The following is a 14,297-nucleotide window of genomic DNA, read 5'->3' as shown; positions in this document are numbered from 1 at the left end:
GAGCCCCTCACATGTTGACCCCAGAAGCTGATGGCATGCCCCCGCGCGATCCCTCGGGGCGTATTCCCGTTGCCAGGCCAAGTCTGCCACGGGCCGAGACCCTTGTGCCATATCTGCGCCGGATCGACGAGACACGAATTTACTCCAATCACGGCCCGCTGGTGGACCTGTTCGAAGCGCGGATCGCAGAGCGACTCGGCCTTGGGAAGCACGCCGTCCTCTCCTGCAATTCCGGCACGATGGCCCTGGTCGCCGCAATCCGCGCGGAGCGCAACCTGTCGGGTCACCGGGGCCGTCTGTGCCTGCTGCCCGCCTACACGTTCGTCGCGACGGCGGGGGCGGCGCAATCTTGCGGCTATGACTGCCATCTCCTCGATATCGCCCCGGACACCTGGGCGGTCGAGCCGGCCGCGCTGCGCCATCATCCGCGGCTTTCAGAGGTCGGCCTCGTGCTGCCCGTCGCGCCTTACGGACGGATGATCGACCTGCAGGGATGGCAGGAATTCCATGACAAAACCGGAATCCCGGTGGTGATCGACGCGGCAGCCTGCCTCGACCGGCTGATGCATCCCGGCACGGTGCTGCCACGCTCGATCCCGCTCGCCGTAAGCCTGCACGCCACCAAAAGCTTCGGTTGTGGCGAAGGAGGGCTGGTGCTGTCGCGCGATACCGGATTGCTGCGAGAGGCCTACAAAGTGCTCAACAACGGCTTTTTGGGGTCGCGCGAGGCACAGACGGCCGGCTTGAATGGCAAGATGAGCGAATACGCCGCCGCCGTCGCCCTGGCCGAACTCGATGGCTTCGCGCGCAAAAGCGCGCAATGGACGAAGGTTGCCGTCGCTTATGCCGACGCCGGAAGAGAAACAGAGGTGACGCTCTGGACCGCGCCTCAAATCTCGGGATGCTACGCGCTGGTCGAGGCGGCGAATGCCGGGCACGCCGCCGCGATGAAGGCGCGGCTGGTCGCGGCGGGGATCGACTTTCGCAACTGGTATGGTGGGGGTCTGTCCGCGCATCCAGCCTATGCCCGGCTCTCACATGATCCGCTTCCGGTCAGCGCCGATGTGGCGGCACGCATCATCGGCCTTCCCTGCTTCACCGACCTCGCCAAAGCGGATATCGGCCGGATCGTCGCCTGCCTGTCCCCCCCGCTTGCAGCACAGATGCAAGCCTCTCGCAGTTGAGCATTCAGGGGGGCTCGCCCCCAGCTGGCGGCCATGCCCTTCGCGGGAGGTCATCGCACCGCTGTGGTCCCCGTCGAGCCAGTAGGCGCGCCAGAGGCGGCGCGAGCGCAAAACCCGAAGGCTCAGCCAGGCAGAACGGATTCGATCTTTTGCCACCAGAAGGACAGGGAAAGCCTGTTGGCGCTTCCGCCCTCCCCGCCCTGCCAATGTGGCCCCGCGATCGCCTCCCGCCACCAGAAATACAGCTTCTCGAGGGTGAGCGTGCCTGCATTCCAATCGTCAACGAAGACGACCGGCAATTCCGAATAGGCGCCTGCGATACCCTCCTGCCGCCGCAGGATCGGAATTGCGCCATGGATCATGCTCTGCCAGGATTTTGGCGCCGGATCGACGCCCCCCCCCTCGACGCAGAGCACGAAGGCATGCGCTTCCACCTGACGCAGGAATTCCGGCTCCGGCACCTCCTCGTGCAGGACGGTGACGAATTCGGCCCAGGGCCCGGTCGCCCATTGCATGACCCTGCGCCGCGCGTCCCATTGCGGCCCCTGACGCATACGATGTGCGCAAAGCACGCGGAGCGGACGCTCGGCAAGTGGCGGAACGGATGGAAAGGCGAGGGGCCTGTCGAGGCTGTCGGTATTCACGAGGCCCAGGGGCAACGGGCTCATCGCAGACCGGGAGTCATCCACCAGGTTTTCGGCGAACCAGTGCAACAGAAGCGGATGGTCAAGGATGGTCGCGATCTGGGCCTGTTCCGCAGCGTTATAATCGCGCCACCGCTTGTCGGTTTGCCGGGGCAAGGTCACGTCTTCCGACCCGCTGACCAGAACGAAGGGCCGCGTCAGTCGGGGCAGCACTTCCGTTGCGAAATAGGAGAGCGCGCCGAAGGGGTCGCGCATCGACAAAAAGAGGTGCCTCGGACTCTCGCACTGGTCTTTTCTGACAATGCATATGCGGGGTTCGCGATTGTCGCTCAGGACGACCCAGTCGCAGAGCGCTGCGATGCCGGTGATTTTGTAGGCATCCGCGCCTTTTCCCTTGGGAAAAAGGCGCGTCGACAAGAACAGTTCCGTCACCAGGCGACATCCCGCAACTCGGCCAGCAGACGGGCAACATCCTGCGGCAAAGCCAGTTCGGCCGCCTCCTCCCGGTGACGCGGAATCGCCGGATCGAAGAACGTCATGGCCTGGTCCGCAGGCAACCCCGCATGCACCAGAAGTTTCCGGATCCGCCCCTCCATCTCGGCGCTGTCGCTTGAGAATTCCACGATGGGAACCCCGTATTTCCGGTGCAGCGCGATCAGGGCACTGTTGTAGGCCTTCCAGATGGCGAAGCACTTGTCATGATCAAACCCGTTCCGCAGGAAAATGGATTGTGCCACCTGCACCGGGTCGCGGAAAATGCCGACGCCCGACCAAGAGGGCAGCGCCTCGATCCATCCTTCGGCGACAAGCAACATGCGCGGTTCCTTCAGCCCCCAGAGCGCATGGGGCGCACGGGATTCGATGAAAAGGTCGCGCACCGCCTTGTGAAGTTGCCCCCAGACGATGCTGGGGGGCGGCGCATGCCATGCGCCGCCATTCTCCTGCAGCAGGTTTTCATGCATGAAAATCACCGCTGGCGGCTCCTGAAGCCCCTTGGGATTGTGCTCAAACGGAGTGTCCAGGGTGCGCCCGAGATAAAGCCCCGCCTCCTGGAAGCTGCCCGCCAGCGCGCTGGTGCCGCTTCGGTGCATGCCGAAGATCAGGATCCCATGGCTCGAAACTCCGGAGAGGGCAGCCTGCGAAAGCGTCAATTCTTGCTCCTTGCCGTGCGCGCAACGACTCTTGTCCTGCATTTCTCGTGTCTTACATCTTTTTTCAGAGCGCGACAGCGCTTCTTCGCATTCTTGCGCGAACCGCGGGCAGACCCGATTTTGCGCTTCGAATGAGAGCGGCCTGCGGCTTCGGCGCGCCGCAGCCTCGTAGGTATTCCCCAACGAAACCTCCATCCTGCGCCTGATCGGCCCTCGCCATGGTCACTCGGACCGATGGCGTTCCCATGGCTCGATGCTGGGCGCATGGAGGGCACGATCTGCACAGAACTCAACGGCCTGTGCGCGGCGCTTCTCTGGGCCCGCAAGCGGCCAATGATCTAAGGCATCCCGCAGATCGAACTGCCGAAGTCACCGCCCCCGCGCGATAGGTACCTGACGCGAGACGAAGCGCGTCGGCTGCTCGACGGCGCGCAAGACCCGCATGTCAAGCTCGCGATCTTGCTCGCGCTCATTACTGCCGGGCGGATCGGCGCGATTCTGGAGCTGACATGGACCGGGTGGACATGCAGCGCCGCATGATCAAGCTCGCTACAAATGACATCGGCCCCAAGAAAGGCGCGCCACAGTGCCGATCAACGACACGCCGATGGCCGCATTGCAGACGGCTCGGATCGGCAGAAGCTGTTTCGCCGTCTTGGCAGACGGGTGATAGAAATCGACCGCGTCGGCAAAGCGCAGACTGTGCTCTTCCCCGATCAGATATTTGCGGACCTGAAGCTCTGTTTCGTCGTTTATCCAGTCCCGCGCGCCAGCTTCAGTAGTCGCTCGCGTGCTTTGGCGGTATGGACCGGCGATCGGTCGGCCATTGTAATCGACCCAGCCTTTGACCCAGTAGACGGAACCACGCTTGTAGATTTCGAGCGGCATGCCTGTCCTTCCTCGAAAATGGTGTCGATCTGAGCGGGCGTGATCAGCATGGTGCGTCCGACCCTGAAGAAAGCGCCGGTGTCGTTCGCCCTCCCTCTCAGCGTCCGCTCGGAAATCACGATCCCCATCCCCGCCATTACCTCTACCCATTGCGCGGGCGTCCTGCCCTTGTCGAGGATCTCGGATTGCTCCACCTGATCCGCACCCATCAGACCCTCACCCTTTTGAACCGCCACCGAGGGTCTTTTCTCGGGCGGTGACGGTGAACAGGGAGACATATTTCTCCCAAGCCCCACTGGGATCTTCGGGTTGCGTTTGCCCGGAGCCGTGAAGATGTGATCGAGCATGTCTTCGCGGATCAGGTAGCGCACGTTCGACACGGGGATGCCGACCCGTTCGGCCAACTCCTTCGGTGTCTCCAGCAACTTTCCCATGCTTCGCCTCCTCAAGTCGTACGCTTACGAACAGAGGCGCAGGAAATCTTTTTGCATTCAGAATGAAACAAAACTACGCTGAAGCTGCATTAATCAAGCATCTGGCCATCTTTCGTACCTTCATTTGATACAAATGACTACGAATGAGGTCAATACGAATACAAACGAAAGTTACGCATGACCGTATCCGGCCTTGGACATCGCCTCGCGGCCGTAAGAAACATGGCCCGTCTCTCGCAAGAAGAGATGTCGCAGAAACTTGGCATCAGCCGCAGCGCCTATCAGAACTACGAACGCGGGCAGCGAGACCTGACGGCGCAATTGTTGCTCGCGATCTACGCGGCCTTCGATGTCGATCCGCTCTGGATGCTCGAGGGCGACACCGACGCCGGCAAGAGCCGTAGACACGAAGCGATCGCGGTCGCTTATCGCAAGATCGGCATAGCCGTCGAGCGTCGGAGCATCGAGCGCGGTTTGACCTTGACGCCCGAAAAGAAGTGGGACGCCATCGAATTCTTGTTCGATGAGTTCCTGAACACCGATGCCTCTGCCGTCGAAGGCAGGGAGCCGGACCGCACGAGAATTGACAGTGTACTGAGGTTGGTGAGTTGAAGCTGGATCAAGAAATCCCCGAGGAAGTCAGAAAACTGCGCCCGCGCAAATTACGGCCTGGTCAGGACGCAGAGCGTCTGCTGGCGCACACCTGCGGCGCCGAGGGAAACCCGAACCCTTCGCGCCAGCGTCGGGGCCTCCGCCCGAAGGCCGACAGCATCAATGCCATTCGCTGCGCGGACTGCGGCCAAGTCGAATACCTCACACGAGAGGACTGCCGATGCGGGCACTATCTTGTCGGACAGCTCCAGGATGAACACCTCGCTTGGGAGCAGGATCTGCTTCAAACCCAAGAGCGTCTTTCGGCCGCAGCGGATCGGCGCTTGAGGCCATTCCGGCTCGCGATGCTGGCCGGCCTGCCCTTCGTGGCTTTGCCGCTTCTGTATGTGGGTTTCTCGGGCGCAGCCTCGTCCTTCGATGTTTTGCTATGGATGTTCCCAGGCTTGGCGCTTTTCGGCCTGGGGGGCCTCGTCGAAGCGAAAGTCGTCGCGAGAAGCGATGTTGTCACCAAAACCATCGCAAACGCCACGTTCGAGCAGTTCTTGAATGAGCGTTGAGTGAGAGCTTTGGAACGGCATATGGAGTTGGAGAGCGTCGGCGCAACGGGCGGTGAGCGGCCGGTGAGACTGCCGCACCGCAACCACAGCAACACTGTTAAAGCGGACACTCACGCGGGCCGTAGCGGCGAATAAGGATGAAACTACCTGACAGGCGGGAAGCGGCGGCTTGATTATGCGGTCATGCGTCCCTACGCTTTGGCAATGCGATTTCTCAGCCATTTGTGGAACCATCGCTGTCGCTTAACGTCATCAAGTCCATCAGCTTGAACGCCATGGCCAAACCGGTCTGGCGGATCAGGCAAGGATGCACGGGAAATCTCGTCGATCGCCTTCGAGGCGGTGAAGCGCATCGATGCCCTCTTCGATATCAAGCGCGAGATCTCCGGCCTCGACCCCGCCGCCCATCTGGAAGCCCGCAAGGCCCGCTCGGCCCCGCTGGTCGCGGCCCTGGAACGCTGGCTTCGGCAAACCCGCCTCCTGTTCTTTGATCATCCCTATAATCTGTGCCTCGGTGAAACGGCTTTTCCTCATCTCGTCTGCTCCTTCAGGTTGGGCAGACTCTACATCAGACTGAGGGAACTTCCGGGGGGCAGGTTATAATGTATGGGGTCTGGCCGGTTCGCTATGAGTTAAGTATCGTTAGGGTTGCGGCATGGTTTTCACAAATTGTGAGTGAGGCGCAGTTGGCAGACGAAGAGGAACTCTTTCAAGCGATTTCTGACTTCATCAACACGATAGCGTTGCTGCCTTCGTCAACATGGAGATCAAACAGATAGAACGCGTCTTGCTGTTTAGCGAACCGACACCTTTGCAGTATTCGGAAATTACGGAAAAGCACAATGTTGTCTTGGTTACGTTCGCTGAGGTTGCAGAGCAACTCGCTGAGAAGGCTATCGATGTCAAACGAGATTTTTGACACCAAAAAGATGCCCCGCCCGCGCCCGGTTTTTCGAAGCGGCTCATTCGCGAGAAATGCTTCGCTTCTGCTCAAAGCTTGGTTTGAGTGTGCGCTATGGCTACGGTCGTGTTCGCGTCCTGCTGCGACGGGAGGGATGGGTGATCAACATGAAGAAGACCCGCAGGATTTAAAATGAGTTGGGCCATCAGCTCGGCCTTGTTGCGTAAATGCGGCGAAAGCCCGTTTTGTCCGCTCTGTTGACCTCTGAAGTCCCAGAATTTGCGCTTGCAGCGAATGGCCGGTCTGAAGGGCCGCATCGCGGCACCAATTGGTACCGGCGAGAGTCCGTAAAGGGCCGAACTCGCCTATCCGTAGGGCGAGTCGGTTGAGACAGCCGAGCCTGAAAGGCGCGATCCCGGGCCATGGCGCCGCACGCAGGCTGAAACCTGACATAAGGTCGAGTCACTTGTCAAGAACGGACGGCAACTTGACATTACATCTTGCGATTCGTGTGGAACCTGACATAACGATTTTGATAATTCAAAAAATGGGCAGTTGTTGACATATGGACCTGCAAGACTTTCGGGCTGGCGCCTACGAAGACCGGTATGAATACCGCGCCTTCCGCCCCGAGCCGATCTGCCACGAATGGGTGATCGCTGACCCCGAGTTGAGCGACTTGCTCGGCCGCGCCGATCGCGCCTTGGGTGAACTCAACGCCTTTGGCCAGCTGGTGCCCGACATCGACTTTTTCATCCGCATGTATGTGGCCAAGGAAGCGACGCAATCAAGCCGGATCGAGGGCACGCAGACCAATATCGAAGACGCTTTCAAGGACGCCGCTGACCTGACCCCCGAAGAGCGCGACGACTGGAGCGAGGTGCAGAACTACATCCGCGCGATCAACACGGCAATCGAGAGTCTGAAAACCTTGCCCCTGTCATCGCGGCTGCTGCGCCAGACCCACGCGATCTTGCTGGATGGGGTGCGCGGCGAGCACAAGCAACCGGGCGAATTTCGGACCAGTCAGAACTGGATCGGGCCAAGCCTGAGGAACGCGGTCTTCGTACCGCCGCACCATGAGCATGTGCCTGGGCTGATGAGTGATCTGGAGCGATTCCTGCATGCGCAGGATATTTTCGTGCACCCGCTCATTCGCATTGCCATCGCGCATTACCAGTTCGAAACGATCCACCCTTTCCTTGATGGCAACGGGCGGTTGGGGCGGCTGATGATTTCGCTCTACCTCGCCTCGGAAGGGCTGATGCGGCAGCCGGCGCTCTACCTGTCGGACTATTTCGAACGCAACAAGACGGCCTATGTCGATGCCATGATGGCCGTGCGCCAGGGCGATCACATGCGTGAATGGCTGGTGTTCTTTCTGCATGGGGTAGAAGAGACCGCGCGGGCCTCGGCGGCGGTTTTCCGATCGGTGCTGGACCTCAAGCAGCGCATCGAAAGCACTGTTCTGCCGCGGCTGAGTTCGCGCAAGCAGGACAACGCACAAGCGTTGATGCGCCACCTCTACGCGCGCCCGGTGGTGGATGTGAAGTGGGTTGCCCAGACCATCGGCATCGCCACAAATACCTCCGCAACCTTGATTGCGGATCTGGTGTCGTTTGGCGTGCTGACCGAAATCACCGGCCAGCGCCGAAATCGGCTGTTCGTGTTTCAGGATTACATCGAGCTATTCCGGCAAAGCAGATGACCAAGCAGATGCCTTCGGTCTCCGTCGCCCATGCCGCCAACGCCTCCTCGACCAAGTCGAACGGGCTGGGCATGCGGACACTGCAAGAGCGCGTCGACGAGCAGCGCGGCGAGCAATATCTGCAGATCAGCATCTGACGGCCCCCCCGCGCAAGGTATCGAACCTGAGCCTACAATTCCCGCCCCCAATCTCTTCCCCTCAACGCCGCATCAGCCGTTCTTCGGCGGCTTTCGCTTTCGCCAAGCTCTCGCTCAAGGCCGTCTCCAGCCTGTCGCAACGCCCGGCCTCGTGCAGCAAGCTGTGCAACGCCGTCATGGACGCGCGCTGCGAGTCGATCAGCAGCGCCACGCAATCGGACAGCCTCGAGGGACTCGAGGTAGATCTGCCACCTGTTCGATCTGAACCAATTGTCCGAGAAACAGACCTTGGAGCGCGTGAAACCCGCGCTTTCGGTGGCGTAGGCCTGAACAGCTTTCAGCAGGTCTTCGGGTGCCGCGCCTTCGCTGACCAAATCGGCGATCCGGGCCAGACACGCATCCTTTCCACGTCGGCGGTCTTTCGGATAGGCCGCCCAGATATTTTCAAACCTCTCATCCACCACCGCCTTCGCGCGCTCGCGCGGTGGTGGTTTCTGGATGGTTTGAGAGGGGTTTGGGGTCCACCGTGGCCCCCCTACCCCGTCCTCACTGGACCCCATACCGGGTTCAGGCTGGACGGGGTCCACAGTGACCCCCGTCCCGTCATCGGGCTCCGCCGCCCGGTCGAGCGCCATCACCCGAGCCAAAACGATCCTGTAGATCACCGTGAATCCGTTCTTGCAGGGGCGCCGCCCCGTCTCCACCAGAATGCCCTCTTTCAGGAATTCCCCGATCGTGCGCTTGACCGTGCTCTCGCCCAATTCGGTATGCCGCTGGATTGTGCCCTTTGAACACCAGATGCCCGAGCCATCGTCGCTCGCCCTGTCGGCAAGGAACATGATGATCTGCTTTCGGGCCGCAGATCCGAAGCGGCGTTCCGCACATTCATTCGCCACGCGCCAGCTCATCGCGGCACCTCGTGGCGGGGCAAACCGGCTTCAACTTGTACAGGTTTTGTACAGAAATCCGGGCGCGACCTCCCGTTTCCGGCTGCGTTGCGGTGCATGTTTCTGCATCGGGCTTTGCAACCGACTGAGAAAACGCCATATTTTTCAGGTGTTTTTGGTGACCCCGACAGGACTTGAACCTGTAACCTGCCCCTTAGGAGGGGGCTGCTCTATCCAGTTGAGCCACGGGGCCACAGTGTCACCGGATAGAGCCTTATTGCGACCATCGGCCTGAAAAGGCAAGCCCGCCGCAATGCAACTTCCGGACAGGGAAAAGGGGGAGCGTCTGGCCCACGGCTCCCCCTTCCTGCCCCGCGTCGCGCGCGTTGCCGCGTGCCGCCTCGGGTGATGCGTCGCGCCGGTCCTTGAACGGCCCCATCTTGTTATCGCTAACGTAGCCGGGGTCTTTCGCTTGCGCAACCGAAATGATTGGCGCTATCAGAAGAGATTGCCCTTGAAAGGATACTCCGTGGCCCGTTCGCCCCACGACACCCGCCGCCCGCTGACCCTGCGCGATGTCTCCGAGGCCTCGGGCGTTTCGGAAATGACGGTGAGCCGGGTGCTGCGCAACCGCGGCGACGTCTCGGAAACCACGCGCGAGCGCGTGCTCGAGGCGGCGCGACGGCTCGGCTATGTGCCCAACAAGATCGCTGGCGCCCTCGCCTCGCAACGGGTCAACCTCGTTGGTGTGATCATCCCCTCCTTCTCTAACCTCGTCTTTCCCGAGGTGCTCTCGGGGATCTCGGCCGAACTCGAGAACACCGGTCTGCAACCGGTGGTCGGCGTGACCGATTATTCCGCCGAGAAGGAAGAGCGGGTGCTTTACGAGATGCTCTCGTGGCGCCCCTCCGGGGTGATCATCGCCGGGCTCGAACATTCGGGAAATGCCCGCGCGATGCTTGAAAATGCGGGCGTGCCGGTGGTCGAGATCATGGATGTCGACGGCGCGGGCGTGGATGCGGTGGTCGGCATCTCTCATCGCCGCGCCGGGCGCCATATGGCGGAGGCGATCATCGCGGCGGGCTATCGCCGGATCGGCTTTCTCGGCACCAAGATGCCGGAAGACCATCGCGCCCGAAAGCGGCTCGAGGGCTTCAACGAGGGGCTCGCAGCGGCAGGAATTGCGCTTGTCGATACCGAGTTCTACTCGGGCGGCTCGGCGCTCTCGAAAGGGCGCGAGATGACCGAGGCGATGCTCGCGCGCAGCCCCGACCTCGATTTTCTCTATTACTCGAACGACATGATCGGCGCGGGCGGGCTCCTTTACTGCCTTGAGAAAGGGTTCGACGTGCCCGGCCAGCTTGGCCTTGCCGGCTTCAACGGGGTTGAATTGCTCGATGGCCTGCCACGCAAGCTTGCCACGATGGATGCCTGCCGTCGCGAGATCGGCCGCAAAGCGGCACAGGTGGTCGCCCGGCGCGCCGGAGCGACGGCGGACGAAGCTGCCGGCGGCGTGGAGGAGCAGGTGATCGAATTGCAGCCGGTGATCGAATTGGGCGACACGATCCGCAGGCCCTGAGTCCTGCGCAGGCTCTCATCGCAGGCCGCAGCGCCCCTGGCTCAGCCCTTCGCGCTCCAGCTCAGCGAGACATGCTGGCGGGTATAGAACTCGCCCATCAGCCCGATCGCCAGCGCCGCGATGCCCACGGTCAGCGGATATTGCCAGTTCGAGAAATGCGGATTGTAATTGATGAACGTGTAGCCGCGCGCCTGATCGATGGTGTGAAAGAGCGGGTTCCAGTTGAACAGCACCAGCATCTTGTGCGGCAGCGTGTTGGCGAGAAACATCTTGCCGGAGGCGATCATGTTCACCCGTGCATAGATCTGCTGCACGATGCCCACGAGCGACGGATTCCACGGCTTGATTGCCAGAAACACCATACCGAGCGCGACCCCTGTGAACCATGACAGAAGCACCATCGCCATCGCGCCGACCCAGTCATAGATCTCGATCGGATTTATGATCGAATGATAGAGGTAAAGCACCACGAACATCGACAACAACTGGATGTAGAGCGCCCCCAGCGCCGCGGCCGAAATCGAAACGGCGGTGGTCATCGGCGCGTGTTTCATCATCGCCGAGCTCGACCCCTCGGCCCCGAACACCGCCCCCATGGCCTTGGTATGGGTCATGTAGAGGAAGATCCCCGACATGATATAGAGCAGGAAATCGCCGCGCACCGCATTGCCGCGCATGCCGAGAATGTTGAACATCACGTAGAAGCTGATCACCAGCATCAGCGTTTGCATGATGTTCTGGATCAGCCCGAGCACGGCATGACGCTGGGTCTTGCGGATCGAGCGCACTGTGGCGTGATAGATCAGCTCCACAATGCTGAAGCCCGATCCCAGGGTGGTCTTCTTGCGCTCAGCTCTGAACATGGTTCCGTCACTCCGGCTCCGGCCTTTGTGAACCGGAAAACTTGCCGTTCCCTTGACGGCCCTTCATAAAGACAGCGAAATCGCATGGCAATCTGGCCGAACTGAGGCCGAATGGAGAGTAGAATGGATTTTGACCGCCTCGTGACCGTCATGCGCCGCCTGGCCCTTGAGGCCGGAGACCGGATCATGGAGATCTACAACGCGCCCGATTTCGAGGTGAAGACGAAGTCGGACGCCTCTCCGGTGACCGAGGCCGACGAGGCGGCGGATGCGCTCATTTCCGAAGGGCTCGCAGAGGCCTTTCCGGCTCTGCCGCTGGTGACCGAGGAACAGGCCGCCTCACATGCGCAGACCGCCTCCACCTTCCTGATCGTCGACCCGCTCGATGGCACGAAGGAATTCGTGCAGCGGCGCGGCGATTTTACCGTCAATATCGCCTATGTCGAGAACGGCGTGCCACTGCGTGGCGTGGTGTATGCGCCCGCCAAGGGGCGGCTTTTTTACACGCTCGCCGATGGCCGCTCGATCGAGGAACAGGGGCCGGTCTTCGACAAGGAAACCCCCGGCACACAGACCCCGATCATGGTATCGATGCCCGACAACCGCGCGCTGATGGTCGTGGCCTCGAAATCGCATCGCGATCAAGCAACCGACGATTACATCGCGCGCTATGCGGTGAAGGACATGACCTCGGCGGGATCCTCGCTGAAGTTCTGCCTTGTCGCCACCGGCGAGGCAGACCTCTATCCCCGCCTCGGCCGCACCATGGAATGGGACACGGCCGCGGGCGATGCCGTGTTGCGCGGCGCGGGCGGCGAGATGGTGCGGTTCGAGGATCACAGCCCCTTCACCTATGGCAAGGAAGGTTTTGCCAACCCGTTCTTCATTGCCTTCGCGCCCGGCGTTCTTCTGGTGAAATGATGTCTGTTCTGATCGTTATCCCGGCGCGCTATGCGTCGACACGCTACCCGGGGAAGCCACTCGTGCAGCTCCGCGGTGCGGATGGTGAAGCCAAAACGCTGATCCGGCGCAGTTGGGAGGCGGCGATGACCGTCTCGGGCGTGGCGCGGGTGGTGGTGGCCACCGATGATGCGCGCATCGAAGCCGAGGCGCATCGGTTCGGCGCCGAGGTGGTGATGACCTCGGATCAATGCGCCAATGGCACCGAACGGGTGGCCGAGGCGCTTGCCAGCCTTGGCGGCGGCTATGATATCGTTGTGAATCTGCAAGGCGACGCGCCGCTCACCCCCGCCTGGTTCATCGAAGAGCTGGTGGCGGGGCTCGCCGCCAATCCTTGGGCAGAGCTGGCCACTCCCGTGCTGCGCTGTGAAGGCGCCATGCTCGAGAGCCTGATCGAAGACCGTCGCCACGACCGCGTTGGCGGCACCACCGCGGTCTTCGGTGCCGGGAACCGCGGGCTTTATTTCTCCAAGGAAGTGATCCCCTTCACCGGGCGCGGCTATGGTGCCACGGAGCCCACCCCGGTGTTTCATCATGTCGGCGTCTATGCCTATCGCCCCGAAACGCTGGCCGCCTACCCGGATTGGCCTGTCGGCCCGCTCGAAACCCTAGAAGGGCTCGAACAGCTGCGCTTTCTCGAAAACGGCCGGGCGGTGCTTTGCGTCGAGGTCGCGGCGCGGGGACGCCAGTTCTGGGAACTCAACAACCCCTCCGACGTTGCCAGAATCGAGGCGATGATGGCCGAAATGGGGCTGAACTGAGGAATTTCCCGACACTGTCCCCGGAGACGGGCCAATTCCCGCCCATTCGAGAGTGCATGCTTGAGGTGCGCCTCGAATAAGGACAGTATGGCCGCGAAGTTCGAAAAACGCATTCTCAAACCGTGAAGGTGAGTCATGAAACGTCAGGTCACGAAGGCCGTCTTCCCTGTTGCAGGCCTCGGAACCCGTTTTCTGCCGGCGACCAAGTCGATCCCGAAAGAGATCCTGACGCTGGTCGACCGTCCGTTGATCCAATATGCGATCGACGAGGCACGCGCTGCCGGCATCAAGGAGTTCATCTTCGTCACCTCGCGCGGAAAGTCCGCGCTTGAGGATTATTTCGACGATGCGCCCGAGCTCGAAACATCGCTGCGCAAGAAAGGCAAGACCGAGCTGCTTGAGGCGCTCAAGGCCACCAACATGGATTCGGGCGCCATCGCCTATGTGCGGCAGAACCGGCCGATGGGGCTTGGCCATGCTGTCTGGTGCGCGCGCAAGCTGGTGGGTGACGAATCCTTTGCGGTGATCCTCACAGATGACGTGATCGCCGCCGAAAAGCCCTGCCTGCAACAGATGATGGAAGCCCACGAGGAAACCGGCGGCAACGTGGTCGCGGCGATGGAAGTGCCGCATGACAAGACCTCCTCCTACGGCGTGCTCGACATTTCCGAAGACATGGGCGCGCTGGTGCGGGTGAAAGGCATGGTCGAGAAGCCGAAGGCTGAAGAGGCCCCCTCCAACCTCGCGGTGATCGGGCGCTACATCCTGACGCCGAAGGTGATGCAGAACCTCAACAAGAAAAAAGAGGGTGCAGGCGGCGAGATCCAGCTCACGGATGCGATCGCCGAGGAGATCGAGGCGGGCAACCCGGTCTACGGCTTCCGCTTCCGTGGCCAGCGTTACGATTGTGGCTCGAAAGCGGGCTTTTTGCAGGCCACCGTCGCTTTCGGCCTCGCCCGCCCGGACCTGCGCGACGAATTCGCCGATTTCCTCGGCGATGTGATGGCGATGCGCACAGCCGCCCAGTAAGT

General features: G+C 61.4%; 14 protein-coding genes, 1 tRNA gene and 1 pseudogene. 10 read left to right on the top strand and 6 right to left on the bottom strand.

Features of this window, described 5'->3' with window-relative positions; genetic code table 11:
• Positions 1–35 precede the first annotated feature (35 nt).
• The gene (locus CRO22_RS14675; RefSeq protein WP_245860990.1) at positions 36–1,184 is read left to right on the top strand and encodes a DegT/DnrJ/EryC1/StrS family aminotransferase; all 1,149 of its coding nucleotides are present in this window, start codon (positions 36–38) and stop codon (positions 1,182–1,184) included.
• A gap of 122 nt (positions 1,185–1,306) precedes the next feature.
• Here the strand turns inward: CRO22_RS14675 and CRO22_RS14670 are convergent, their stop codons facing one another.
• From CRO22_RS14670 to CRO22_RS14660, 3 genes are all read right to left on the bottom strand, one after another.
• Complete coding sequence (locus tag CRO22_RS14670) at positions 1,307–2,260, bottom strand: hypothetical protein (protein WP_097070913.1); 954 nt, start codon at positions 2,258–2,260, stop codon at positions 1,307–1,309.
• A complete protein-coding gene (locus CRO22_RS14665) occupies positions 2,257–3,162 on the bottom strand; it encodes a hypothetical protein (protein ID WP_141399455.1) in 906 nt (301 codons plus the stop codon). Before CRO22_RS14665 ends, CRO22_RS14670 begins: the two co-directional genes overlap by 4 nt.
• A gap of 569 nt (positions 3,163–3,731) precedes the next feature.
• Positions 3,732–4,301 (bottom strand): hypothetical protein, encoded by a 570-nt coding sequence (locus CRO22_RS14660; RefSeq protein WP_097070911.1) that lies wholly within the window; start codon positions 4,299–4,301, stop codon positions 3,732–3,734.
• 177 nt (positions 4,302–4,478) lie between these two features.
• On the opposite strand from CRO22_RS14660, the gene CRO22_RS14655 reads away from it, so the two are divergent.
• The 5 genes and pseudogenes from CRO22_RS14655 to CRO22_RS14625 all read left to right on the top strand — a co-directional run bounded on the left by CRO22_RS14655 (position 4,479) and on the right by CRO22_RS14625 (position 8,216).
• Positions 4,479–4,913 (top strand): helix-turn-helix domain-containing protein, encoded by a 435-nt coding sequence (locus CRO22_RS14655; RefSeq protein ID WP_097070910.1) that lies wholly within the window; start codon positions 4,479–4,481, stop codon positions 4,911–4,913.
• Complete coding sequence (locus CRO22_RS18680) at positions 4,910–5,470, top strand: hypothetical protein (protein WP_141399454.1); 561 nt, start codon at positions 4,910–4,912, stop codon at positions 5,468–5,470. Before CRO22_RS14655 ends, CRO22_RS18680 begins: the two co-directional genes overlap by 4 nt.
• A 342-nt stretch (positions 5,471–5,812) precedes the next feature.
• Positions 5,813–5,887, top strand: a pseudogene (locus tag CRO22_RS19495) (hypothetical protein); the annotation flags it as partial.
• A gap of 1,163 nt (positions 5,888–7,050) precedes the next feature.
• Positions 7,051–8,079 (top strand): Fic family protein, encoded by a 1,029-nt coding sequence (locus CRO22_RS14630; RefSeq protein ID WP_217991908.1) that lies wholly within the window; start codon positions 7,051–7,053, stop codon positions 8,077–8,079.
• On the top strand, positions 8,076–8,216 hold the full coding sequence (locus CRO22_RS14625; RefSeq protein ID WP_176518658.1) for a hypothetical protein: 141 nt from the start codon (positions 8,076–8,078) through the stop codon (positions 8,214–8,216). The genes CRO22_RS14630 and CRO22_RS14625 overlap by 4 nt, the downstream gene beginning before the upstream one ends.
• Positions 8,217–8,248: 32 nt before the next feature.
• Here CRO22_RS14625 and CRO22_RS14620 read toward each other — a convergent pair whose 3' ends face one another.
• Entirely contained in the window at positions 8,249–9,124 is an 876-nt protein-coding gene (locus CRO22_RS14620) for a hypothetical protein (RefSeq protein ID WP_245860989.1), read from the bottom strand.
• A 155-nt stretch (positions 9,125–9,279) separates the two neighbouring features.
• Positions 9,280–9,356: transfer RNA gene (locus tag CRO22_RS14615), tRNA-Arg, on the bottom strand.
• Positions 9,357–9,632: 276 nt separating this feature from the next.
• On the opposite strand from CRO22_RS14615, the gene CRO22_RS14610 reads away from it, so the two are divergent.
• Positions 9,633–10,682 (top strand): LacI family DNA-binding transcriptional regulator, encoded by a 1,050-nt coding sequence (locus CRO22_RS14610; protein ID WP_097070905.1) that lies wholly within the window; start codon positions 9,633–9,635, stop codon positions 10,680–10,682.
• Between the two features lie 41 nt (positions 10,683–10,723).
• On the opposite strand, the gene CRO22_RS14605 is transcribed toward CRO22_RS14610, so the two are convergent.
• Positions 10,724–11,545 carry an ABC transporter permease gene (locus tag CRO22_RS14605; protein ID WP_097070904.1) on the bottom strand — a complete coding sequence of 274 codons (822 nt, stop codon included), beginning with the start codon at positions 11,543–11,545 and terminating at the stop codon, positions 10,724–10,726.
• Between the two features lie 123 nt (positions 11,546–11,668).
• Here CRO22_RS14605 and cysQ point away from each other — a divergent pair, with 123 nt between their 5' ends.
• The 3 genes from cysQ to galU all read left to right on the top strand — a co-directional run bounded on the left by cysQ (position 11,669) and on the right by galU (position 14,295).
• Complete coding sequence (gene cysQ, locus CRO22_RS14600) at positions 11,669–12,466, top strand: 3'(2'),5'-bisphosphate nucleotidase CysQ (protein WP_097070903.1); 798 nt, start codon at positions 11,669–11,671, stop codon at positions 12,464–12,466.
• Positions 12,466–13,266, top strand: coding sequence for a 3-deoxy-manno-octulosonate cytidylyltransferase (locus tag CRO22_RS14595; protein ID WP_097070902.1), 801 nt, complete (start codon positions 12,466–12,468; stop codon positions 13,264–13,266). The genes cysQ and CRO22_RS14595 overlap by 1 nt, the downstream gene beginning before the upstream one ends.
• A 135-nt stretch (positions 13,267–13,401) precedes the next feature.
• Positions 13,402–14,295, top strand: a complete 894-nt coding sequence (gene galU, locus CRO22_RS14590) for a UTP--glucose-1-phosphate uridylyltransferase GalU (RefSeq protein ID WP_097070901.1) — start codon at positions 13,402–13,404, stop codon at positions 14,293–14,295.
• Positions 14,296–14,297: the final 2 nt, after the last annotated feature.

It is taken from the genome of Rhodobacter maris (assembly GCF_900217815.1).
In the GTDB taxonomy this organism is placed as follows: domain Bacteria; phylum Pseudomonadota; class Alphaproteobacteria; order Rhodobacterales; family Rhodobacteraceae; genus Rhodobacter; species Rhodobacter maris.
Note: the sequence above shows the minus strand (reverse complement) of the source record. Positions and strands in the feature narration are given on the sequence as shown.

Excerpts from the sequence above, each read along its gene's own strand:
- CRO22_RS14660 (WP_097070911.1), bottom strand. The coding sequence starts at position 4,301 with ATGGGAAAGTTGCTGGAGACACCGAAGGAGTTGGCCGAACGGGTCGGC.
- CRO22_RS14625 (WP_176518658.1), top strand. The coding sequence starts at position 8,076 with ATGACCAAGCAGATGCCTTCGGTCTCCGTCGCCCATGCCGCCAACGCC.
- CRO22_RS14675 (WP_245860990.1), top strand. The coding sequence starts at position 36 with ATGCCCCCGCGCGATCCCTCGGGGCGTATTCCCGTTGCCAGGCCAAGT.
- CRO22_RS14655 (WP_097070910.1), top strand. The coding sequence starts at position 4,479 with ATGACCGTATCCGGCCTTGGACATCGCCTCGCGGCCGTAAGAAACATG.
- CRO22_RS14595 (WP_097070902.1), top strand. The coding sequence starts at position 12,466 with ATGTCTGTTCTGATCGTTATCCCGGCGCGCTATGCGTCGACACGCTAC.
- CRO22_RS14620 (WP_245860989.1), bottom strand. The coding sequence starts at position 9,124 with ATGAGCTGGCGCGTGGCGAATGAATGTGCGGAACGCCGCTTCGGATCT.
- cysQ (WP_097070903.1), top strand. The coding sequence starts at position 11,669 with ATGGATTTTGACCGCCTCGTGACCGTCATGCGCCGCCTGGCCCTTGAG.
- galU (WP_097070901.1), top strand. The coding sequence starts at position 13,402 with ATGAAACGTCAGGTCACGAAGGCCGTCTTCCCTGTTGCAGGCCTCGGA.
- CRO22_RS14605 (WP_097070904.1), bottom strand. The coding sequence starts at position 11,545 with ATGTTCAGAGCTGAGCGCAAGAAGACCACCCTGGGATCGGGCTTCAGC.